This window comes from Paenibacillus vulneris, assembly GCF_039543185.1.
Taxonomy (GTDB): domain Bacteria; phylum Bacillota; class Bacilli; order Paenibacillales; family NBRC-103111; genus Paenibacillus_S; species Paenibacillus_S vulneris.
The window spans coordinates 95,522-118,283 of the sequence record NZ_BAABJG010000055.1 but is presented as its reverse complement, the minus strand read 5'-3'; the positions used below and the strand labels follow the sequence as shown (position 1 = coordinate 118,283).

16 protein-coding genes are annotated in these 22,762 nt (G+C 49.1%); 11 read left to right on the top strand and 5 right to left on the bottom strand.

Annotated features, from left to right (window positions below; genetic code table 11):
* Positions 1-57 precede the first annotated feature (57 nt).
* The 9 genes from ABEA66_RS33360 to ABEA66_RS33320 all read left to right on the top strand — a co-directional run bounded on the left by ABEA66_RS33360 (position 58) and on the right by ABEA66_RS33320 (position 13,997).
* Positions 58-2,550, top strand: coding sequence for a phosphodiester glycosidase family protein (locus tag ABEA66_RS33360; protein ID WP_345594425.1), 2,493 nt, complete (start codon positions 58-60; stop codon positions 2,548-2,550).
* 54 nt (positions 2,551-2,604) lie between these two features.
* Positions 2,605-3,942, top strand: a complete 1,338-nt coding sequence (locus tag ABEA66_RS33355) for an ABC transporter substrate-binding protein (protein WP_345594423.1) — start codon at positions 2,605-2,607, stop codon at positions 3,940-3,942.
* Positions 3,943-4,027: 85 nt separating this feature from the next.
* Entirely contained in the window at positions 4,028-7,210 is a 3,183-nt protein-coding gene (locus tag ABEA66_RS33350; RefSeq protein WP_345594421.1) for a phosphodiester glycosidase family protein, read from the top strand.
* A 113-nt stretch (positions 7,211-7,323) separates the two neighbouring features.
* On the top strand, positions 7,324-7,956 hold the full coding sequence (locus ABEA66_RS33345; RefSeq protein ID WP_345594419.1) for a YdcF family protein: 633 nt from the start codon (positions 7,324-7,326) through the stop codon (positions 7,954-7,956).
* The gene (locus ABEA66_RS33340; protein ID WP_345594417.1) at positions 7,934-9,112 is read left to right on the top strand and encodes an ROK family protein; all 1,179 of its coding nucleotides are present in this window, start codon (positions 7,934-7,936) and stop codon (positions 9,110-9,112) included. Before ABEA66_RS33345 ends, ABEA66_RS33340 begins: the two co-directional genes overlap by 23 nt.
* 43 nt (positions 9,113-9,155) lie before the next feature.
* Positions 9,156-9,902, top strand: coding sequence for a Cof-type HAD-IIB family hydrolase (locus ABEA66_RS33335; protein ID WP_345594415.1), 747 nt, complete (start codon positions 9,156-9,158; stop codon positions 9,900-9,902).
* A 207-nt stretch (positions 9,903-10,109) separates the two neighbouring features.
* Positions 10,110-11,717: a sensor domain-containing diguanylate cyclase gene (locus ABEA66_RS33330; protein ID WP_345594413.1), complete on the top strand. Its 1,608-nt coding sequence runs from the start codon at positions 10,110-10,112 to the stop codon at positions 11,715-11,717.
* A complete protein-coding gene (locus ABEA66_RS33325; RefSeq protein WP_345594411.1) occupies positions 11,717-12,268 on the top strand; it encodes a GNAT family N-acetyltransferase in 552 nt (183 codons plus the stop codon). The genes ABEA66_RS33330 and ABEA66_RS33325 overlap by 1 nt, the downstream gene beginning before the upstream one ends.
* Positions 12,269-12,599: 331 nt before the next feature.
* Positions 12,600-13,997: a S1C family serine protease gene (locus ABEA66_RS33320; protein ID WP_345594409.1), complete on the top strand. Its 1,398-nt coding sequence runs from the start codon at positions 12,600-12,602 to the stop codon at positions 13,995-13,997.
* Between the two features lie 93 nt (positions 13,998-14,090).
* On the opposite strand, the gene ABEA66_RS33315 is transcribed toward ABEA66_RS33320, so the two are convergent.
* The 3 genes from ABEA66_RS33315 to ABEA66_RS33305 are packed head-to-tail and all read right to left on the bottom strand — an operon-like array spanning position 14,091 to position 17,805.
* Positions 14,091-15,239, bottom strand: a complete 1,149-nt coding sequence (locus tag ABEA66_RS33315) for a Ger(x)C family spore germination protein (protein ID WP_345594407.1) — start codon at positions 15,237-15,239, stop codon at positions 14,091-14,093.
* Entirely contained in the window at positions 15,236-16,714 is a 1,479-nt protein-coding gene (locus ABEA66_RS33310) for a spore germination protein (RefSeq protein ID WP_345594405.1), read from the bottom strand. Before ABEA66_RS33310 ends, ABEA66_RS33315 begins: the two co-directional genes overlap by 4 nt.
* Entirely contained in the window at positions 16,711-17,805 is a 1,095-nt protein-coding gene (locus ABEA66_RS33305; protein WP_345594403.1) for a GerAB/ArcD/ProY family transporter, read from the bottom strand. The genes ABEA66_RS33310 and ABEA66_RS33305 overlap by 4 nt, the downstream gene beginning before the upstream one ends.
* A 544-nt stretch (positions 17,806-18,349) precedes the next feature.
* On the opposite strand from ABEA66_RS33305, the gene ABEA66_RS33300 reads away from it, so the two are divergent.
* A complete protein-coding gene (locus tag ABEA66_RS33300) occupies positions 18,350-20,308 on the top strand; it encodes a heavy metal translocating P-type ATPase (protein WP_345594401.1) in 1,959 nt (652 codons plus the stop codon).
* 104 nt (positions 20,309-20,412) lie between these two features.
* On the opposite strand, the gene ABEA66_RS33295 is transcribed toward ABEA66_RS33300, so the two are convergent.
* The gene (locus ABEA66_RS33295; RefSeq protein WP_345594399.1) at positions 20,413-20,583 is read right to left on the bottom strand and encodes a hypothetical protein; all 171 of its coding nucleotides are present in this window, start codon (positions 20,581-20,583) and stop codon (positions 20,413-20,415) included.
* 97 nt (positions 20,584-20,680) lie between these two features.
* On the opposite strand from ABEA66_RS33295, the gene ABEA66_RS33290 reads away from it, so the two are divergent.
* Entirely contained in the window at positions 20,681-20,848 is a 168-nt protein-coding gene (locus ABEA66_RS33290; protein WP_179135907.1) for a hypothetical protein, read from the top strand.
* A 196-nt stretch (positions 20,849-21,044) separates the two neighbouring features.
* Here ABEA66_RS33290 and ABEA66_RS33285 read toward each other — a convergent pair whose 3' ends face one another.
* Positions 21,045-22,760, bottom strand: a complete 1,716-nt coding sequence (locus tag ABEA66_RS33285) for an ABC transporter ATP-binding protein (RefSeq protein WP_345594398.1) — start codon at positions 22,758-22,760, stop codon at positions 21,045-21,047.
* Positions 22,761-22,762: the final 2 nt, after the last annotated feature.

Genomic DNA, 22,762 nt, shown 5'->3' with positions numbered 1-22,762 from the left:
ATCAAATTGATTTATAATCAAATCCGAATTCGATTCAACGGAACAGGAGGCGATTCCTTGTCTCAAGATGTAGAGATGATGCAGGAGAGGCGGCGACAGGCTTGGCAGATCGTTCAAACCGAGGAGAGCACAGCACCGGGAGTCCGTTATTGGCGACAGCAAGTAAGCAAGGGGGCATTGAGGGAAGCCGTACACATGGTGGAAGTGGACCCGTCCCATGAGCTGGTACAGCTTAAACCAGTGTCTTTCCAAGGAAAAGTTGTCCGTTTGGAGACGGTAGGAAATCTGCTTCATGAGCTTGAAACGCAGGGACAGCGATGTGTGGCCGGATTTAATGGAGATTTTTTCAGCTATGCAGGGGTCCCATCCGGACTGCATATGGTCGATGGCGAGATCATTACCTCTCCGCTGCTTACCAAAGTCATGCTGGTTATGATGAACGACGGTTCGATAAAACTCGAAGAGTCGGTCAGGATGAGTGCCTTAGTGCATTGTGAAAGCGGATACAACTTATCGGTCGATATGGTGAACCGTGCCAGAAAGGCTGGCGACACCGATCATGCCTGCGTGTACACGTGGCGCTACGGCGATTCAACCCGGACGCCAGCCGGGGGGATCGAAGCCATAGTAGCAGTGAATGAGGCTGAAGTTAACCTGTATCCGGGGGTGCCCATTCGGGGGATTGTGCAATCCATTGGGGAAGCTTTCGATTCCCCGATTGAGGTCAACAGTTGGGTTCTCTCTCTAACGGGCTGGAAGGCCAGAGCCTTTCTGGAGCAGGCTGCCCCAGGAACGGCGCTTACACTATCAATACAATATGAGAAAGAAATTCAGAATGCCCGACAGGTGCTGTCCGGCAATTCTACGTTGGCGTTCATGCTGCTTAAAGACGGAAAGATTCCGGAAGTCTTACTGGACTCGCGGATACGGTTAAACAGCGACAGGCACCCAAGGACTATTGCAGCTATCAAGCAAGGAAAATTGTATCTTGCAGCTATTGACGGCCGACAGCCGGGTCATTCCGACGGGATGACGCTATTGGAAGCAGCTTGCTTCCTTCAGGAACAGGGGATGGAGCACGCGATAAATCTGGATGGGGGAGGTTCAACCACCTGCTATATTCGTCGGCCCGGAGATGAGCGGGCAACGCTGGTGAATCAACCGTCGGACGGCTTTGAGAGGGAAATCGGCAATGCATTGGCTATCATTACTCAGGCTCCAAAGGGGGAGCTGGATACCCTTATTGTAATTCCGTCTGCTGTACGTGCTATGACGGGGAGCAAGGTCGCGTTTCAGGTAAAAGGCCAAGACCGTTATGGAAATGCATCACCCGTGGATGGAGAACAGCTGCACTGGTCGTTGGAGGGCCGCATAGGATCCATCCTTGAAAAAGGCGTATGGATGGCCGGTTCGGTGCCGGCCGATGGCCGAATCATCGTCCGTTATGGCAATGTCGTTCAATCCGTTCCGGTACTCATTACGAATCGGGCGGCCCGTTTAAAGCTGGTGCCCTCATGTGCTGAAGTGGAGCCGGGAGGTAATCTGTCTTTCCGTGCGTTGGCTTTTGACGCGGATGGAAATGAGGTTCTCGTATCCAACGAGCTGCTCTCCTGGTCAACGGAAGGTGAGACTGGGAAGTGGGAGGAGCCAGGTTACTGGGCTGCCGGCGCTGTTGTCGGCCGAGGCCGTGTGAAGGCGAGTCTGGATGACATTCATACGTTTGCCGATGTCCACGTTGGCAAATCTCATTACATGATTGCCGACTTTGAAAGCTTGAACGGGATCGGTACCGAGGGGGTAAATACGGTCGAGGGATCCGTCACGTTAACAAAGGCGGCAAGACCCTCTCCCGTAAGATTCGGCACCTTCTCAGGCAGGTGGACCTATGATTTTACAGGCAAGCCGGGAATCTCCGAGGCTCGGATGACATTTGTGAAGGGAACTGGAGACCGAGGGCATGAAATAGAAGGAGCCCCTTACCGCTTCGGGCTTTGGGTTAACGGAGATGGCAGCAGCCACGGGCTTCGCTTGGAAATAGTGGATGCAGACGGCATTAGACGCTTCCTGAATTTCACAGATTCCGACGGGCTGTATTGGAAGGGCTGGAAATATGTCTGTACGGAGGTCCCTGAGAACACCAGGTTTCCCATACGTGTACATACGATCGTTCTAGAGGAAGCGAATGACGCCAAGAAGAATAAGGGAGTGCTTTATTTAGATCATTTCAGGGCGGAGTATGTTGATTTTGATGAGGATGTGGAAGGTCCGGAATTCTCCGGTATGCGGCCTTCAGACCATGCGGTAGTAACAACTTGCTGCCCGCTGATTCAAGTAACGGTGAAGGATAGCAAAAGCGGTGTGGATCCCGCATCGATCAGAGTTTGGTTGAATGATGCTGTCCTTCCGCACACCTTCTGCATGGATACGGGGATATTGGAGTGCAGGCCGATGAAACCGCTGGAAGCGGGAGTTCACCGGGTGACTGTCGAAGCGGCAGACATGATGCGTAATGCAGCTCTTCCTGCTGCAACTTGGAGTTTTCAAATCTAATGATATTAATTATTAATGCCATTAATAAAATCCAATGCGAAGGTGAGATTGATCATGAAGCAAAGAAAACGTGTATCAGCAGCTATTCTGATCCTGCTGTCCGCTCTTGCAGCAGCAACGGGCTGTTCCAGCAAGCCGGCACAATCCCCGCAGACCGGCGATCCCGCCAGCGCTGCGCCGGAGGAGCTTACGATTACGGAGCCGGTCACCCTTAAGCTGTATTCCCATTATGCGGCTATCAATACGCCCAACGATGTCGATGCGCTGTTCGGTACGGTTAAGAAGAAGCATCCGAACATTAATATTGAGCTCATAAAAGGGACGAAGCTTTCGGATATGATTGCAGCGGGGGAAGTTCCAGACCTGATTGCCACAACGCATTTTTATATGAATGATCTGCTCCCGCTCGGTGTTGCCAGCGATATGAATGATTTTGTGAAAAAATACCGGGTTGATCTAAGCAAATTTGAGCCTCAAGCCATTAACGCGATCAAATCCTACGGCAAAAACGGTGAGCTGTACGGCATCCCGTACACGCTCAATTACGGCGTTCTTATCTATAACAAAGATATTTTTGATCGCTTCGGGGTCCCGTATCCGACTGACGGCATGACGTGGGATCAAATTATCGAGCTGTCCAAGCGGTTGACGCGCGAAGAAAACGGTATCCAATACCTTGGCTTCGATCCCGGCTCGGAGCGTACTTTTTCCAGAGGGTACTCCTTAGGAACTGTGAATGATAAGGGAGCACCTATCTTCGATACGGAGGGCTACAAGAAAACGTTCGGCCTGCTGAAGCAGATGTACGAGATTCCCGGCTATATCGACTCCAAAAATAAATTCCAATACGGTGTCGATTATTTCATGAAGGACCAGAAGCTGGCTATGTTCCCTTCCTGGCTTGCAGCCATTACGAGCCGTCTTCCGCAGCTGAATGAGGGAGGCAACGGGTTCAATTGGGATGTGGTCGGTCATCCGGTGTTCGATGATAAGCCGGGGGTGGGCAGAGAGATTGAGTTCCAATCTTTGATGGTCCCGCCGACCAGCAAAAACAAGGAAGCCGCGTACCGCGTTATTTTGACGATGATCAGCGAAGAATCGCAAAAGGAAATGAATAAAGGAAACAATTTAACGATATTAAATGATCCTGAGCTGAAAAAGCAATTCGCTTCCAACACCGATATCTATAAAGGAAAGAATCTGGAAGGCATTTTTAAGGTGAAGCCGGCAATCGCTCCTATTAACTCGGAGTACGACAACGAGAATTATAAATATTTGCGTGAAGCCTTAACTGGAATGATCTTTGACAAAAAAGACATCAACACCGTCCTTCGTGAGGCTAACGAGAAAGCAGCCAAATATATACAGAGTGAGCAGGCCAGAAAGAAATAGCCAAGCAACCCCAGGTACCTCGAGGCCGATTCCGGTGAATCGGCTTCGTCAACCCAATTTAAGTAATCGAAGGGAGATTCATCGCATGAAGCGAACGAGTATAGTATGGCGTTATCTCGTTACAGGTTTCATTACAGCGGCCGTATTGGCGACACCGGTGAATGTACGGATGGATGCCGGAATAGTACATGCGGAATCGGTCCAATGGCAAACTCTGGACGAGAAGCAGTATAGCGTTGCACCAGGCGTCCTCCATACAAGCCGTACCTTGATTGGGAATGGCTTGCGGGAATCAGTTCATCTGCTTGAAGTTGATCCTGCGAACCCTTATGTCAAGGTGGAAGCGGTTTCGTCACATGGAGAGGTATCTGCGCCCGCAACCGTCAGCCAAATGCTGGGGGAGCTTGAACAGCAGGGAGAGCGTCCCGTAGCGGGTACGAACGGGGACTTTTTCAGTACGGTAGGCGTACCCTCGGGCTTGATGATTTCGAACGGAGAATTGGTAAGCTCACCGTCGACAAGCAAGATTGCCATGGCCATTATGCCGGATCATTCGGTTAAGCTTGAAGAGAATGTAACGATGACCTCCAAGCTCACCAAGGATAATGGAGAGTCGCTTACCTTGACGATGATTAACCGGACCCGTGCAGCGACGCATACCAATCACGCTTTTTTGTACAACTGGAGATTCGGGAGCTCCACTAGAACCCCGGGCGGCGGCATCGAAGCAGTCATTCGTGCGGATGACCCCGCCAATAAGCTGATACCGGGGCAGCCGGTCAGCGGCGTTGTGGAGTCGATATCGGAAGCTTCGGATACACCGATTGAACCGGGGACATTCGTCTTGTCCGCTACCGGCTCCAAGGCGGATTGGGTACGGCAGAAGCTCGCGGTCGGTACACGGCTGCGGTTGGACATCTCGTTCTCCAAAGGCTTCGGGGAAGCGGAACAAGTCATTTCGGGAAATTCGACCTTGGGGTATGTTCTTCTGAAGAACGGGGTCGTGTCTCCAACCGTGCTTGATCCCGCCGATGCCAATACCAGCGATAGACACCCCAGAACAATGGTTGCCACAAAGCAAGGGAAGCTGTACCTTCTAACGGTCGACGGAAGACAACCGGGACATTCCGACGGAATCACGATGGCCGAAGGCGCTTATTACTTACAAAGCCTGGGGATGGAAAATGCAATCAATATCGATGGCGGGGGCTCGACAACTTATTACGTCCGGCAGCCGGGGGATATGCACCCCAGTCTGTTAAACCGGCCTTCCGATGGTCATGACCGTGCGGTAGGCAATGCTATTGCGATTATCACTACCGCACCGGTAGGTCCGTTGAATACGCTTGTTGTGAACCCTGAAGCTCCGCTTCAAGTTGCCGCAGGAAGCAGGGTGGAGTTCGAGGTCAAAGGCCGGGACGCATATGGGAATGGCGTACCTGTTTCCAGGGAGGAGCTTCAATGGTCAGTCCAGGGAGCTGTAGGAACCGTGGACCGCAAGGGAAGCTTTACGGCCTCGTTGACGCCAGGCACCGGGCATTTGACGGTTCAGAGCGGAAGCGTGATGAAGCAGATTGAAGTTATCGTAGTCGATGCCTTGGAGCGACTCGTTCTTGAACCGAATCCGGCCGTAATTGAGCCGGGAGCTGTTGCCGTATTTCAACCTCAAGCCTTCAATACCGAAGGCCAGCGAGTCTGGATCTCTCCGGAGCGGCTAGCTTGGTCCGTGGAGGGTGCAATAGGAACTGTGACAAGCGACGGGAAACTGCAGGCAGCCTATGGAACCGCAGACGGCAAAGTTCACGCCTCATTCGGTCAGGTGAGTGCTGAAGCCGTCGTTCAGGTAGGCAAGCTTCCGCAGCTGCTAGAGCCGTTCGAAAGCACGGATCATATGCAAACCAAGGATGCGAATGCCGTAGCAGGCTCTGTAACAATTAATGCTGTAGCCAGGCCTAATCCCGTTCGCTACGGGACGAAATCCTTAAAGCTCACTTATGATTTCACGGGAAAAGGCGGTACTTCCAATGCCTATGTCAACTTGCTAGATGAGAATGGAGAAATAGGAAGAGAAGTGGAAGGGAAGCCTTACCGGTTTGGATTGTGGGTCTACGGCGATTCGAATCGCCATTATTTGAGACTTGGCGTCACCGACGGCAACGGAACCAATAGAATCTTTGACCTTACAGAGCCTGGAGCGCTGGATTGGACCGGCTGGAAATACGTGACGGCTCCGGTACCGGAGAATACGATATATCCTTTGAAGGTTCGATACATCGTTGTCAGTGAATCAGACCCGGCAAATAAAAATAAAGGCGCAGTATATCTGGACAATCTGAGAGCGGAATATATGGACTTGGGCGAAGATGTAACAGGGCCTGTGTTCAGTGATCCGACACCGGCACCGGGGACGGAGGTTACAGGTCTGCGCCCTTCCATTAGCGTGAATGTGACGGATGAGGGAAGCGGCGTCGATCCGTCTTCTATCATTGCGGTAGTGGATGGTGTTTCGGTGAACGCGACGTATGATCCGGAGCGAAAACGGATTCTTGTCTTACCGGGCTCCAATCTGTCGTCGGAAGGGGATCATCATATCAAAATCGAGGCGGCGGATAAGGCGGGAACATACGCAATACCTGCTGCAGAATGGTCATTCCGGGTTAAAGCACCGGATCATTTGCCTCCTGTTTGGAACGGAGGGGCTGCCCTTACGGTAACCGATGTAACCTACCATGCTGCCACGATCCATTGGAACCCGGCGTCAGATAATATAGGAGTACAGGGTTATCGTATTTACCGCAATGACCAGACGGTAGATGCTATCCTGTCAGATCGCTGCCAGCAAGAATGCAGTTATAGGATGGATGACTTGGTCGGCTACACTTCGTATAGGGTCGAGGTTGAAGCGTATGATGCAGCGGGGAACTCAACACGCAGCGGTGCCGTACCACTGCTTACTGCCAAAGATACTCTTCCGCCGGGGGATACGGTTTCGTTACAAGTATATGGTCTCAGTCATACCATTCAGGTGACCTTCGTACCGCCACAGGATAAGGATTATGCTGGAACGCGTGTTGTCATTTCACCCAAAGGCGGCAATGACAAGAAGGAACGGAGCGTTGAACTGTTCGCTCCTCCCGGTGTTACCAGGGTGGAGGCAAGCAGCTTAAAGCACGGGTTCTATGAGGTTCTCGTGCAAGCCTTGGATACAAGCGGCAATCTATCGACCGGCGTTCTCAAGCAGGTGAAATTGAACGAGGGAAAGGAATAGCAGAGCTAGATAAATAAGGGATTGTCGAAGGGATGGTTTTATCGTATCATGTAATTAATCAATTTGATTTATAATTATATTGAGGCACTAACCAATCGGAAAGGAACAGCAGGATGTGGGAAATAGCACTTATGACGATGCTGTGCATCATTGCGGCTGTGCCTTTGACGTACTTTGTGTGGATGCACTCCTGCAGAAGAAGCAAGGAGCCTGCAGATGCATTGATTGTTCTAGGGTACCGATGCGATGGCAATCAAATTCATCCCTTACTAAAGGAGCGGCTGGATGTGGCTCTGCGTCTGTACCGCGAGTATCATTACCGTTATCTGGTACTATCCGGCGGGGCCGTGAAATCCAATAGGACAGAGGCCGAGATTATGCGGGATTATTTGCTGGACCAAGGGGTTCCCGCGGAGCGAATGATCCTGGAATCCCGCTCCCGTAATACGGTCCACAATCTCGTGAACTGCAAGCTGATCCTTACAGAGCGAAATTTATGTACGTTTGTGTTAATTTCCAATTCTTTTCATTTGCGGCGAATGCGGTATATAATGAAGACGCTTGGATTAACGGCTTCACTGTACGCGGAGCGGAATTGGAGCAGCATTCTGCGGCTTCAGTGGAGGCTGACATTTCAAGAAATCCGGGCGTTTCGCCTTACCCTTCCATGGCTGGAAAAGGCGGTGAATATGAAATCACCCCAGATGATGGGGAGCAAGAAAGGTGCTGCATCCCGTGAAGCCTGAAAGAACGACTAGCAACAAACTGCTTAAATCCATCAACCAGCAGAAAGTGCTGCGTCTGATTTATACCGAAGGCCCCATTTCGCGAGTGGAGCTGGCTGAGAAAACGGGCCTTACCCAACAAACGATTACCAATATTGTGAACAGGCTGCTTAAGGACGATTATTTGCTCGAAACCGACCCCATTGCCGGCAATAGCGGGAGAAAGCCAATCCCGCTCGTTGTCAAGACCGGGGAGATGTATGCCATTGGGATTGAGCTTGCAGTGAAATACGTCAGAGGAACCTTGATTGATTTCCAGCACCATACGATTCACGAAATCAAGGAGCAGGTTCAGGCTTATCGTGATGTGGAGCATCCCCTTGAGTACATCATCCAAATCGTCGATGAGCTGATGAAGCGAGTTCCGAAGCCGCATCAGCTCAAAGGCATCGGCTGCAGCATTCAAGGACTTGTCGACTCCAAACAAGGAGTGGTCATTTATTCCCCGGGTCTTCGCTGGAAGAAGTTCCCTCTGAAGGAACGGCTGGAAGAGCGATACAATGTTCCAATATATTTGGAGAACGATGCCAACCTGCTGGCCATCGTTGAGAATCTCAAAGGACGTTTGGCGGATTCGGCTAATAATGTGACGATCAAGCTGGATTATGGCATTGGCGGGGCTCTTGTTTTGAATAAACAGCTGTGTACGGGTTCCTCGCATGTCGCAGGTGAATTCGGCCATTATAAGGCGTTTGCTCCTGAAGAAACGCCCGTATGCCACTGCGGAGCCAGAGGCTGCTTGACCACCTTGGCCTCGGTCAGCGGGTTGAAGCGCAACGCCGGATATACGCCGGAGAGCTTTGCGGAGCAGCTGGATGCGGGGGAGGAGCAGGCCGCAGCGCTGCTGAATAAGATTGAGCCTGCGATAGGAACGGCGATAAGCAACGTGATCACGTTCTTCAATCCGGATCATGTGCTGCTGACCGGCAAGATGATAGATGTGCTGGGGACACGGCTTCGCACTCCGCTAGAGAAGCGGATTTATTCTACTATTCCGGAATCATGCCGGGGAGTCAAGCTGGTTTACTTGCCGCAAACCCCGAATGAATCTACATCGGCCGGCGGCCTTGTCGTGAATCATTTTTTTGATGTGCCGCTCGAAAGCTTATCTCTATAGAGTAAGGACGGTTGATCCAAATAAGATTTGGGAGGGAGCGGAAATGCCGCAAGTCCGATTATTGGCTCTGGATTTAGACGGGACGACATTAACGGAGGACAAGACGATAACGGAAGAAACGAAGGCCTGGATTCATAGGGCGGTCGAGGCAGGCGTGAAGGTGATCTTCGCGACTGGCCGCGGCACACAGACAGCCAAGACATTTTGGGAGGAGCTTGAACTGCAGACCCCGATGGTTCTTGTCAATGGAGCCGAGGTATGGGAACGTCCTGAGGTGCTCGCTAAGCGGGTGTATATCGATCGTGATCATGTGCTTCGGCTCCAGCAATTAGCGGTTGAATGGGGTGCCCATTATTGGGGCTACAGCGTAGAGAGCCTGACGAGCAAGCGGAACTGGACGGAGCAAATGTTTGAACGCGACTGGATGAAGTTCGGCATTCGCCATGATGATCTGGACACAATACAGCGGCTTCGCGATATTATTGAGAGCTGGGGCACTTTGGAGATTACGCGCTCCGCGGCGGTAAATATTGAAATCTCCCCCAAAGGGATTTCCAAGGAATCCGGCGTCCGCATCGTATGCGAGCAGCTGGGCATTGGAATGGAGCAGGTCATGGCCATTGGCGATAATATGAATGATTTCCGGTTAATCCAGGCGGCCGGCCTCGGGGTTGCTATGGGCAACGCGGACGAGGAGCTGAAGCGGGCGGCCCATGCGGTAACGGATACGAATGAGCGGGATGGGGTTGCCAAAGCGATTCAGAAACATATTTTTCAATTAGCGCTCTAATCCATAAGGTCATATCCAAAGCTCTCAGCCTAAGAGGATTTCTTGGGTTTGGGGGCTTTTACCATTTTCTGGGGGCTGAGCAACGTGATTTTCAAAGGAATCGTCACATTAATTTTATCTTAAGTCCTGTTTAGATCTGTGTACCTCATCCCTATCTATTGTATAATACACATGTTGTTCTATTAATCTAACTACTGGTGAGGATACATGTCCCTTCTTCGAGAGCTTCAAATCATCCAGAAAAAAAAGGTGAGCTTGACTACGCTCGTCACGGGAATGGTTTGTTTAACGATCTTGGTTACCGCAACGATTCTCCTGGTTCTATCCTTTCATTCCAAGAAAAAATCTTTAACAGAAACCACTCTGAATCTAAATTCCTTTACTGCGAACAAAATGAGTATGTCCATGGACGGCATTTTCACAACCATGAAAGAGAGCTTGCATTATTCGGCTGAAACCCTTCGGAACTATCCGGATATGACCGTTCAAGATGTTAATCAAAAGCTGGAATTGCTGAGAAATAGCAGCCGGTTCTTCAATTCTATCGTACTGGTGGAGGAGACGGGACGCGTTCATGCGGCGACACCGGCGTCGCTCAGCAGGATCGAAGGAACGGTTGTATTGACCGAGGCAGCAAGGAGTGCGATAAGGCTGAGGACGCCGTACCTGTCCAAGCCTTACGTCACTTCGGTTACGAATAGATTGATCGTGTCGATGAGCGAACCGATATTCGATCAGCAGGGCGAATTCCGGGGTTACTTATTAGGGACGATCTACCTTCAGGAGCCTAATGTGATCAGCCAGGTTTTCGGCAGCTCTTCCATTGATGAGTACGGCTCCTACTACTATGTGGTCAGTTCGGATGGGTATCTGCTATTCCATCCCGAATTGGGCCGAGTAGGGGAGCTGGTATCTGCCAATCCGGTCGTAAACCAAATTACCCAAGGACGGAGCGGCAAGCAGCAGGTTACGAATACGCGGGGGGTGTCTCAGCTAGCCGGTTATTCCGTAGTTCCCTCAAATGGATGGGGGATTGTCGTCGTCTCCCCCAAGCAGGCTGTCGATAATCAGCTTCAGTACTATACGAAGGAGCTTCTAATCTACTTTGTGCCGTCGACTTTTCTTTTGCTTTTAATTGCCATCTGGTTTTCCTGCCGCTTGACGCGCCCATTCGTATCCCTGGCAAGGAAGGTCAGTGATTATGAAAGCGGACAAAGCCGCGCTCCCTCCTTCGGCAGTTATTGGAACTTTGAGGCCGATTTGCTGGCAAAGTCGTTAGGGAACGCCCTGAAGCATATAGAGGCGCATACAGATCAATTGGTACGGGAAGCATCCATCGATCCGCTTACAGGACTAATGAACCGCAGATCGCTTGAGAAAATTATGAAGCAATGGGTAGAGGAGACTACGGCCTTCTCTCTGTTGATTATGGATATCGATCGTTTTAAAATGATAAACGATACTTACGGCCATCAGACAGGGGATGCTGTATTAAATCATCTTGCAGAACTATTGCATCATTATTTGCGCCAAGAGGATATTAGCTGCAGGTATGGCGGTGAAGAGTTTGTCGTGCTGCTGAGGGGGACATCCCTGTCAGATGCTTACGCTACGGCGGAACGGATACGTCTTGCTTTTGAGACAACCGAGAACCCTATTGGAAGGACATGCACTCTATCCATCGGTTTGGCCCAGTATCCCTCCCAGGCCCAAGAGCCTTCCGAACTGCTGGGTTTGGCCGATCAAGCTCTATACGAGGCGAAACGGAAAGGGAGAAATCGAACGGAAGTCAACCAAGAAGGAGGTTTGCGCTAATGAACCAAGCTTTTACTATTCATGATCATCTAATCAGCGAAAATAGCATAATGGTGCAGGCTCAACCCCAAGATACTGAGGCTATCATGGCTTTGCTTATAGAGATTGCGGAATGGCTGCGCAGCAAAGGCTCATCCCAATGGAGAGGGCTGCTGGAAGGTCATGACTCCCACAATACGGTGGAAGCAGTACGGCGCGGCGATGTATTCGTCTGCAAGAAAGAGGAGAGTATCGCAGGTGTAGTCATGCTGCTGCAGAAGCCTAGTGAATGGGATTATAAGCTTTGGGGCGCCGAAGCGCACACGGAGGATCGTGCCGTTTATATCCATCGGCTTGCGGTCAAACGCGAATTTGCAAATTCAGGCCTCGGACAAGCTATCCTGCAATGGTGCGATTCAGGAATCCATTTTGATGGGAAAAGCATTGTTCGGCTCGACTGCATTGCCAGCAGTCCGCAATTAAACCAATTTTACAGCCGAAACGGCTACACCTATAAAGGGGAACAAGACGGCTTCAGCAAATATGAAAAGTCCGTTACTTTTAAAAAGTAAATATAGCAGCCCTATGAATCTCCTTTACTTTCTTTTTTGCAGGAAGTAGGGGGGATTTTTTTATGCTAGAGAGCAGCAATGCCCTATTTATTTTGTCCTACCGGTACTTTTGAGGATTAATCCCAGCTTAAAAATAGCGTCTGATAGACAAGCCTCGTCTAGCAAATGAGAGGCTCAAACAAGCTTTCTTTCAGTAACGACGCCACTTGCAGGCTTTTACCTCCTATTTAACTAATTTTAAAGTACGTTTAAGGTACGAATTCTATTATAAATTCATAGCCGATGGCTAGTGAACGAATTCATATCACGGACATATGGGAGGTATTTTACAATGGAAAACAATTACGATAAAGAATATAAAGCTCAACCTGAGGCAGAGACAATGGAATCACCCGTTGAAGAGCCTGTTACGGAGTGGATCCAGCCGGAAAAAACAATTCGAAGCCCGTTTTTTAATTCCGGTAAAGTGACCTTGAACTCGGCAGGGCATTATGATACGAAGAAACGCAGCACTTTGAAAAGCAGTCTGGCGGCTTTTTTGGCCGGTGCAGTAGTTGTTGGGAGCTTGATGTTCGTCTCGGATAAATATAACTTATTCACTCAGAATATCGCCGCGGCGGGCGGTGCCAGCTCCTCCGTAACATCGAGCGGGTCGGCGCAAACCGCAGCCTATTCCAATTCGATTGCAGGAGGCAGTATCGCGGACATTGCCAAACAAGCGAGTCCGGCAGTCGTCAAGATTGAAACGAAGGTCAAGGTTAACAATTCCCGCAGCAATTCGATGTATAACGATCCTTTGTTCCGCCAATTCTTTGGCTATAATGGAGGCGGAAGCGACAAACAGTCACAATCGAATGACGGTGCTCTGCAGTCCAGCGGTATGGGGTCCGGCTTTATTTTTCAATCCTCCGGCTATATTTTAACTAATGAACACGTCATCGACGGTGCGGATGAGATTGAAGTCACTGTTCAAGGATACGATACGCCGTTCAAGGCCACATTGCTTGGTAACAGCTATGATCTTGACCTGGCTGTTCTGAAGATCGAAGGTGACAAAGAGTTCCCAACGCTGCCTATCGGTGATTCCAATAACACTCGGGTAGGGGATTCGGTAGTAGCAATCGGTAACCCTTATGATTTTGATTATACGGTAACCTCCGGCGTGATCAGCGCTAAAGAGCGTCCAATCAGTATCCCGGATGAAAAAGGTACCCGCGAATATAAACATTTATTCCAGACAGATGCCGCTATCAACCCGGGGAACTCTGGCGGTCCGCTATTGAACATGAACGGAGAGGTTATCGGAATTAATACGGCGGTAAGCGCCGAAGCGCAAGGCATCGGTTTCGCCATTCCTACGAGCACGATCAGCTCTGTGCTGGAAAATCTGAAAAACAACGTGGAAATTCCAAAAGAACCGGCGCCATATCTGGGTGTGAGTGTTCAAAACATTACGGATGATATGCTGTCCGACCTGAACTTGACCAGCACAAAAGGCGCGTTAATCGCTGATGTCCAGCCGAAAACTCCAGGCTTTGAAGCAGGCTTGAGACCTTATGATGCTATTATTGCCGTAAACGGAACAGAGATTGCAAACAAGGACGATTTGACCAAAATCATCCAGGCATCCAAAGTCGGAGACAAGGTTAAAGTAACGATTATGCGTAACGGAAATAAGCAGGAAGTAACCGTCACAGTCGGTGATAAAAACGCTCAACAACAAAAATAACAGGCCGTCTTTCTTACAAAAAAGCCCTCAAAAAGGGCTTTTTTGCTTATACAGAAAATTACCAATATTAATTATCAATCTCATTAATAAATGTTAACTGACCCTGCCTTTATATTTCCCCGTGTGAAGCAGCTTCACCGTAACATCAATACGATTCAGTGATTGTTCGTCAAGAATGAATTCCTTATTTTGGTGAGCCTCCCGCCACTGTTTCGGATTGGAACGGTACAAAGCTTCATCCAGCCTAAGCACATCGAGTTTTTTTTCTATTCCTTTAGTAAAGGAGTAACGGATCTCTTGTTTTATGACTTTGGCCGCCTGCTCCTCCAATTCCTGCTCGGAAATATCCGTGATCATCTCGTCTATGTAGGATTCAATTTTGACAGAAATGTTGAACTTCGGTTTTCCGTTCTGAAATACAGTCTGAATTTTCGCTTTGGGATTAAGCATAACGACAGCTGCTTTTGGATTTTTATCATCAGGGATATTGATAGGGGAGCGTTCCAGCTTTCTCTGCAGCCATCGGTAGCCGGTTAGATCGTTTTCTGAAAGCCAACCGATCATGTCTCCCTCTCGAAAAAAATACGCCCCATTGATTTTCAATAACGATTTAGGCTTATTGTCCTCCTGCCAGCTTTGCCTATCAATGGTCAAGGAAGGAAGGAACCCCGGGTTACCAGGTTCGTTGATATGCGCTATGAACTTATAACCGTATTGAGGAACGATAAAAGAGCGCTGTGAAAAGGTTTGGGAAGGAGTATCCATAATTGAATCCAGCGGCGAGAAATTAAGAATTGATTTTTGATGCAGTACTTCTTCAAGCGGCTCGTTGGTTCCATAAAGAAGAATATTGTATCGAACTTCTCTGTAACGGTTAAGCATGTCATAGGCTTCTTTAATTTTATCACCGTGCTTCAGTAAATTTTCCGATATGATAAGCGCTTTGACGTGCCCCCAGAACACACGAATTTGAGATGTGGCATAGATGGAATTGAACGATTCGGTAACGGTCGTCCCTTCGCCTTTTCCTAACCAAATCAGGATATTTTTCCCAATCTCGGTAGATTCGACTTTGGCGACACCGGCAAAATTCAATATTTGGACGTGAGAAATATATTTGCCATCCTTATAATCGAGCCCCAGAGCCGTAACATAGGCCATCCGCTGAATATCTTTGGAATTCCAGCATCCCGGCAGCAATAGACATGCGAGAATAATGAGAAGTACTTTTCGAAGCTTCACGATTCCTGTTCCCCCTGGTGATCCGGATCCACGGTGTTGAGAACACGGGGTCTTCCTCTCAGCTTGCTCCATGGACTTCTTAGGAACGACTTCAAGATATCCTTGGGTATTGGAGGGGAGAGTGGTGACAAATAAGGGACGCCGAAGGATGAAAGCTTGGACATGTAAAAGGTAAGCAGGATGATGCTGAGTATAAAACCGTACAGACCTAGTAAAGAGCAAACAATGAATACCGACAACCTGATCGTACTGAGTGCGGTACTCAGGGTCTGATTGACCAGGGTTACGCCGGTTACCGCGGTTACAGCACCCACAACGACTACTGAAGGAGAAACCAATCCGGCTCGGATAGAAGCATCACCTATTACAAGGGCTCCGACTACGGTCAAGGTTTGCCCGATGGAGGTAGGCAACCGAACTCCTGCTTCCCTGAATATCTCGAGGAGAATGAGCAAGATAAGCATCTCAATCTGCGCGGTAAAAGGGAGCCCCAGACGGGATACCGAGATGGTAGCCATCAGCCGGAACGGAATCTGGTCCTGATGAAATGCGGCAATAGAGACCCAAAATCCCGGCAGAAAGGCCGAGAGCCAAAAGCTCAAGAGTCGGATTAATCTTGCAAACGAAACATATTGAAAGTTGAAATGAATATCTTCAGGGGATTTTAAGATCAATGAGAATGTAGCGGGAGCAACAAGAACAAACGGATTTCCGTCAACAAGAAGAATAAAACGGCCCGCTAATAGAGACGCAACCGCATAATCGGGGCGTCCGCTGAAGTCGAGCAAAGGGAACAGTGAATATTTCACGTCGCCAAGGAGCTCTTCAAGCTGCCCGATGCTGTAGATCCCGTCCACATCGATTTTTTTCAGGCGTTTGCGGATTTCGCTAAGCACTTGAGGAGAGAGTATATCATCGATATACATAATCCCGACCTTCGTTCGTGTTCTTCGTCCCAATATCATGGTTTCACAGCACAGGCTGTTGCTTCGGATTCTTTTGCGAATCAGAGCAATATTCATTGAAATTTCTTCGGTAAATCCATCCTTGGGACCTTTGATAGATATTTCTACCGACGACTCTTCAGGTTTTCGGCCAGGTACATTGCAAATATTCAGCTTGAATAAGGAATTCGTCTGGGGGAAGAAAAGGATAAGGTCGCCCTGAAATACGGACTCCACGATAAACTCCCCGGAAGCTTTTTGCGAGAAAGGAATAAAAGGCAGCGTACCGTAATAATTGGTTTCGGTAAAATTCGCAAAGCCTTTGGACGAATAGATTTCTTTTAGTTCCGGAAGGATGTCGGTGCCAAGCTGCTTGGAGTCGCAGAGACTTTCAGCATAAATTAGCCAGACTACCGAATCATCCGCTTCGGAAAAATGGTGCTCCAGCAATTGAACGTCAGAGGAACGAACGAACAACTCCTTTAAAGCATGGATATTCCACGAAGGGGTTCGGGATCGGTTCTCGTTCATGTGGCTTCCTCCTTTCTGGTTCTTTTGATCAGGGAAACAGCTCCCCATACCAGTGAAGTAAAGAATGATACGACTAAGAAGGCAGGAAAATAGTGATGGTACATCCACAAGTAATATTCGTTTTGGTTGATAGGAATAAAGGAAGTGGCGACATAACTCAGTGCAACGATCAGAATGAGAAGATGCTTCATCTTGGCATTTTTGGTCGGAAGGATATCGGCAAGCAAAAATAGAGCAAGGCTTATCCGGATGCAAGCCCCTGAGAGCCATTGAAACACGGATAAAAAATCGACATGCTCCACATAATCCCCCAGCCGTACAAGACGCCATTGTTCGTAGGGTGAAATCATCTGTTTGGCCGCTTCATCCGGCCCGAATTCCACGACGCCGCCAATCAAAGGACCTATCGTTATGTATACCATGAGGATTGCAAACAAAAGGAGCTTCCAGAGCTTGATCTTCTGCTTTACATGGTGCTGCAGCAGTAGAATGATGATCATTTCAACATAACCCCCGCCTGCGTATACCATCCCCTGAACTACAGGCTCCATTCCTTTCTCAAGAAAAGGCATCAGCAAATGGTAGTCCTTCTCCGGCGCGTTGGCTACAGCGACGAATATTCCTAATATGACTACAAATGGCAGAAGAATGCCCGAGCAAACGGCTATCGTTCGAATCCCCATAATCGCTGAATAAAAGCATACGAGAGTTAAGGCGCTTGTCAGGATGATCTTGGGCGTTGCCGGCAAATAATTCGTCACCGTCCAGATTGAGGTATGGACAACAGTTGTATTTCCAATCAGATAGAGCTGAACCACAATAGGCGAGATGAGGACCCAGGACAGGAAGGTGTTCGTCTGAGAAGCCAGCCAAGGTTGAAGCTTCTGGTGTCCTGATCTACGGATAATAAAAAGCAGGATCAAACACCAGAGGAAAAAGAGTCCGCCGGCAAGTACCGCGGAAAACCAAGAATCTCTTCCTGCGGCATCCAGGATCATGGGATTGACGATGACATGATTCGTGAGGCCATTCATGAGCATCAAGATCATGAAGGCTTGCAAAAGACTGATCTTCGTATTCGACATATCCATATCCGATATCTCATTTCGTTGGTAACGTTAGTAGGGCGGTAAGCTGAACTGGAATATGTTCCTTATAATGTCCAATGGTGGGAAGGGGTATGCGTTGGCAGAAAATACGAAAAACGAAGCATGGTATAGGTATCAGCCCAATTAGTTTGTTGAAAAACCCTGGCTTGCGTGAATTATGCTGCATATGGAGGTGGGGTATGCCTCAGAGGAGTTTTCGTCCACCTTTGAAATCAGTGAAAATACCGCTAAATATAATCCCATTTCACGGGTTTCAATAGTGGCTGGAGGGGGATACTCCACCGTAGTATGTTGGCATTAGTTCAAGTCCGATAGGTTTTTTAACAGACCCCATGGGCATTAGCCCATTTACAATTGCTTTGTTACAGATTATAATAATTCTAAATAAAACATTTTTACCAGCCAATTGCATAGAAAGAATCCGAGGTTTCCCTCGATCCACATGCTGCTCCCCACAAGGAGCAGCATGTGCCATTTTAAGGACAGTAATAATGGAATTCATTCTCAATGAGAAGGAGTGACTCAAATGATTACAGCTTATTCATCCGCCAACAACGAAGCCAATGAACAGGAATTATCCCAACAGAAAGCACAGCGCCTGGCTAACGAGGAAAGCTGGTTAAGCCGATACGGCGAGGCTCTCGCCGCACTGACCAGCGGGATCCTCATTGCAGCCGCTTGGGGGATAGATAGTATGTCCCATACTGCAGCCATAGTATTATATTCTCTGGCCTTTGTGGTGGGGGGGTATGTCAAGGCCAAGGAAGGCTTGCATACGTTGTTTGCAGAACGGGATCTGGATGTCAATTTGTTAATGCTGGTTGCTGCAGTCGGAGCGGCAGCTATTGGTTACTGGGCGGAAGGAGCCGTACTTATTTTTATTTTCTCCCTCAGTGGTGTGCTGGAAAGCTATACGATGGACCGAAGCCGTCGCGATATATCCGCCCTAATGGATTTGAAGCCGGAGATGGCTGTGTTGTATCGTGATGGGAAAGAACAAGTGGTAGCGATTGAGGATTTGAAGGTTGGCGATCTTGTGGTCGTCAAGCCGGGAGAGCGCATTCCGGCAGACGGCATGGTAACGGAAGGAACCTCTTCTGTTAACCAAGCTTCTATTACAGGAGAATCGATTCCGGTAGACAAAGGGGCGGGGGATGAAGTCTTTGCTGGCACGTTGAACGGCCAAGGCGCATTATTTATAGAAGTTAGACAACCGAGCGAATCGACGTTGTTCTCGAAGATTATCCGACTTGTCCAAGAGGCCCAAAGCGAGAAACCGGCCTCCCAACGCTTCATTGAAAAGTTCGAACGGATCTATGCCAGAGCCATCATTGGCCTATCCGTGCTGCTGATCGTTGTTCCGCCGCTTGTATTCCACTGGACGTGGAGTCAGTCCTTATACAAAGCTATGGTATTTCTTGTGGTGGCATCGCCTTGCGCTTTAGTCGCTTCGATTATGCCGGCCATGCTCTCCGCTATTTCGAACAGTGCCCGCAAAGGGGTGTTATTCAAAGGCGGCGCCCATCTCGAGAATCTGGCACGCACTCGAGTTATTGCATTTGACAAGACAGGTACACTGACGATGGGACGTCCGGTTGTTACAGATGTTATTCCGCTTCTAGGGTATAACGAAGTCCAGGTGCTTCATATTGCTGCATGTCTCGAAAGCTTGTCGGAGCATCCGCTAGCGAAGGCAATTGTATTGAAAGCGCAGGAGATGGAGCTGCAGATCCGGCGGCCGTCGGAATTCACCACCTATACGGGGTGGGGGGTTCAGGCTCAATGGGAGGGGGAGCAGTGGAAAATCGGCAAGCCGGCCTTTTTGGATGCAAGCATGTTGACCGATACGATCTCGGAGACCATAGACCGATTGGAGCGGGAAGGTAAGACTGTTACCGTCATGCATAATTCGCAAGGCGCGGCAGGGATCATTGCACTGCAGGATACGCTTCGTCCGAATGTAAAGCAGTCCATTGCCGCCTTGAAAAAACATGGCGTTCAAGTCGTTATGCTGACAGGTGACCAGCAGCAAACGGCTCAGTCTATCGCTTCTCAAGCGGGTATCGATAAAGTATATGCCGAGCTCCTGCCCGAGCATAAAGTGAGCTTGGTGAAGGAATTGAGGCAAACTTACGGGAATGTTGCGATGGTTGGGGATGGAGTCAACGATGCACCGGCCCTGGCAACGGCGACGGTCGGTATTGCGATGGGTACGACAGGCAGCGATGCGGCCTTGGAGACGGCCAATATAGTATTGTTAAGTGATGATATCGATAAAATTGCCAATGCGATCACTCTTGGTAAGCGAACTTTATCCATTGTTAAGCAAAATATCGTATTTGCTCTGTCCGTCATTTGTGTATTGATAGCCGCCAATTTCCTGCAAGGTATTGCCCTTCCGCTAGGTGTCGTCGGCCACGAGGGAAGCACGATCCTTGTGATATTGAACGGACTTCGGTTATTAAGATCCTCTTCTCCGCAATGAAGTAGGGAGAAGTTTAATGGCGTCCTTATCCTTGTATAGGGCGCCTTCTTTACCGGGCTCTCATAGCAGCCGACGCTGTATCCTGTCTGGAATGCAATCTTCCGTTAGCGTTCAGCGCTCTCGTTGAAGGAGAGGGATGCTGTGGCAGAGAGCAGTGCCTGACGCTTTCTTCGGGTCGACTCCCGAATGAGACGGTCATGTTCCATGGAGACGAAGATACAGAATGCGCCTATCCCAATGAGAATGAGAGTAGTTACCGGAAGCAGAAGACTCATCGTCACGACTCCTTAGCCAAAAGTTAATGATAATCATTATCATGATTATAACCTATTTATCCAAATGATCAAGATCATTTTTAGGGAGGCTGCATAAATGAATACCGTACATGATGTGTTAGAGGAGATTGAATCCCGGATTAAAGAGCTCCAAATGATCGAGGATGAATGCAGGAGGAAAAGAAATATTAACGGCAGAATGAACGCCAGGACGAAGAGGGAGGAGCTGGAGCGCTTGAAAAATGTCATTCTTGGCATTCACTAGCGCAGGTGAGAAGAAGGATTTGGTTTGTTGACACTTGAGCAGGGAGCTTTTATGCCTGTTCTTTTTTGTCGTTGAGCGGCGTTCCGGTATGGGGAGGGAGACTCTCCTACCCATTCACTCAGCTTCTGTCAGTGTTAGAGCCTAATATAATAGGAGGAGGCATGCATATACAAAGTATATGACGCCTCCCGCTTCATTAGGACGCTTCTGCCATGGAGGCGACGAGCTGCTTATAAATCACTCCATTCGCCATCAATTCCTCATGCGTGCCTTTCTCCGCCAGCTTTCCCTGATCCATGACGAAAATGATGTCCGCGTTGCGAATGGTCGATAGCCTGTGTGCGATTATAATCGTGGTGCGGCCTTTGCGAAGGTGATCGAGTTCTTCCTGCATCACTCGTTCTGTTTCCATATCCAGCGCTGATGTTGCCTCGTCCAGGATCAGAATGTCCGGGTCGCTGATGATGGCTCTCGCAATGGCAAGCCGCTGTCTCTGACCTCCGGAAAGGGTGTAGCCGCGCTCTCCGATGACGGTCTCGTAACCTTCCTCCAGAGATTCGATAAAGTCATGAATTTGAGCAATACGGCAAGCCTCGTACAGCTCATCATCGGTTAAATCCCGGCCGAGCAGCAGATTATTGCGAATCGTGTCCGGGAGCAGGAAAGGCTCCTGAAACACGACGGAGATTCTGCTCATCCATTGCTCCAACCGAATCTCGGACAGAGGGGTTCCATTGATCCGTATGGTACCTTGGGTAGGCTCATAGAACCGGAGAAGGAGCTGCGCTATGGTGGATTTGCCCCCGCCACTCGTTCCGACGATCGCTATCTTGCCTCCCGTTTCCATAACCATATTCAAATGGTTCAATACTTGCTGTCCCTCATCTGAATAAGCAAAGGAGACTTGTTCAAATCGAATGCTGCGCACGGCTCCCGTCAAGTTCTTCGTTCCTTCCGAAGCCTGTTCTTGCTCGAAAAGTCCGCGAACCCGGTCTACGAAAGCGAGCCGGCTGGACATATTCATGAAGAAGTTGAATACATTCTGGAAGTTTTGGAACAATTGATTGGAGTATTGGTATACGATGACGAAAGTGCCGAGGGTCGTATGACCCTGGATGACTTCATAGCCGCCAATTACAAGTACGCCAAGTCTCCCGAGCCACTGTACGGTATTGCTAAGAAGGAGCTGCGAGTTGGTTGATTTCCCATTTTGCATAACCTTGTCGTAAAAAATCTGGAACGTATTGCGGAACAGCTTTTCCTCCCACTCCAGCCGGTTGTAAGCAATGATCTCTCGGGTAGAGGAAATACCTTCCTCGATCTTAACCAGCAGATCGCCGCGGCGTTCCTGCATTTCTTTGGTCTGATTTCGCATAATGGGGCCGTAATAGCGGCCAAGAGCGATATAAAGGGCGCTAAAAAAGACGACAAGAAGCAGGATGAGGGGGCTCGCCCAAGCTATGACGCCGATCAGAAATACAGTTCCCGCTACCTGCTGAATCCCTTTGGCCAAGTCACGTGAGATAAAATCAGAAACCTGCTGGATATCGCTTGTAAAATATTGAACCCATTTGGCTGTCCGCTGGTTCTGCATTTCAGCTACGGGCTTGCGTTGAATGATCGCCATCAGACTGGTTCCCATCATGCGATGAATATTTAATTGATTAACCCTCGTCAAGTAATTCCCGATCCAATTCAAGCTGTATGCCGCCAGGCTCGTAGCTGTTAAATAGTAAAGCACCCATTGCAGCTTGTCATAGTGCTTATTCACCAAGATGTCGTCTATGAAAAATTTCTGTGATCCCTGTGACATCAGCTGTATACACTGCTGCAGGGCAAGGACAGCGATGCTGATCAGCACCATCCTGCGGCTGCGGTAAATATATCCCCATATCCATTTGATAGTTGCCATTT

Coding starts and splice junctions, on each gene's coding strand:
- ABEA66_RS33355 (WP_345594423.1), top strand. CDS start 2,605: ATGAAGCAAAGAAAACGTGTATCAGCAGCTATTCTGATCCTGCTGTCC.
- ABEA66_RS33350 (WP_345594421.1), top strand. CDS start 4,028: ATGAAGCGAACGAGTATAGTATGGCGTTATCTCGTTACAGGTTTCATT.
- ABEA66_RS33345 (WP_345594419.1), top strand. CDS start 7,324: ATGTGGGAAATAGCACTTATGACGATGCTGTGCATCATTGCGGCTGTG.
- ABEA66_RS33335 (WP_345594415.1), top strand. CDS start 9,156: ATGCCGCAAGTCCGATTATTGGCTCTGGATTTAGACGGGACGACATTA.
- ABEA66_RS33330 (WP_345594413.1), top strand. CDS start 10,110: ATGTCCCTTCTTCGAGAGCTTCAAATCATCCAGAAAAAAAAGGTGAGC.
- ABEA66_RS33325 (WP_345594411.1), top strand. CDS start 11,717: ATGAACCAAGCTTTTACTATTCATGATCATCTAATCAGCGAAAATAGC.
- ABEA66_RS33320 (WP_345594409.1), top strand. CDS start 12,600: ATGGAAAACAATTACGATAAAGAATATAAAGCTCAACCTGAGGCAGAG.
- ABEA66_RS33310 (WP_345594405.1), bottom strand. CDS start 16,714: ATGAACGAGAACCGATCCCGAACCCCTTCGTGGAATATCCATGCTTTA.
- ABEA66_RS33305 (WP_345594403.1), bottom strand. CDS start 17,805: ATGGATATGTCGAATACGAAGATCAGTCTTTTGCAAGCCTTCATGATC.
- ABEA66_RS33300 (WP_345594401.1), top strand. CDS start 18,350: ATGATTACAGCTTATTCATCCGCCAACAACGAAGCCAATGAACAGGAA.
- ABEA66_RS33295 (WP_345594399.1), bottom strand. CDS start 20,583: ATGAGTCTTCTGCTTCCGGTAACTACTCTCATTCTCATTGGGATAGGC.
- ABEA66_RS33290 (WP_179135907.1), top strand. CDS start 20,681: ATGAATACCGTACATGATGTGTTAGAGGAGATTGAATCCCGGATTAAA.
- ABEA66_RS33285 (WP_345594398.1), bottom strand. CDS start 22,760: ATGGCAACTATCAAATGGATATGGGGATATATTTACCGCAGCCGCAGG.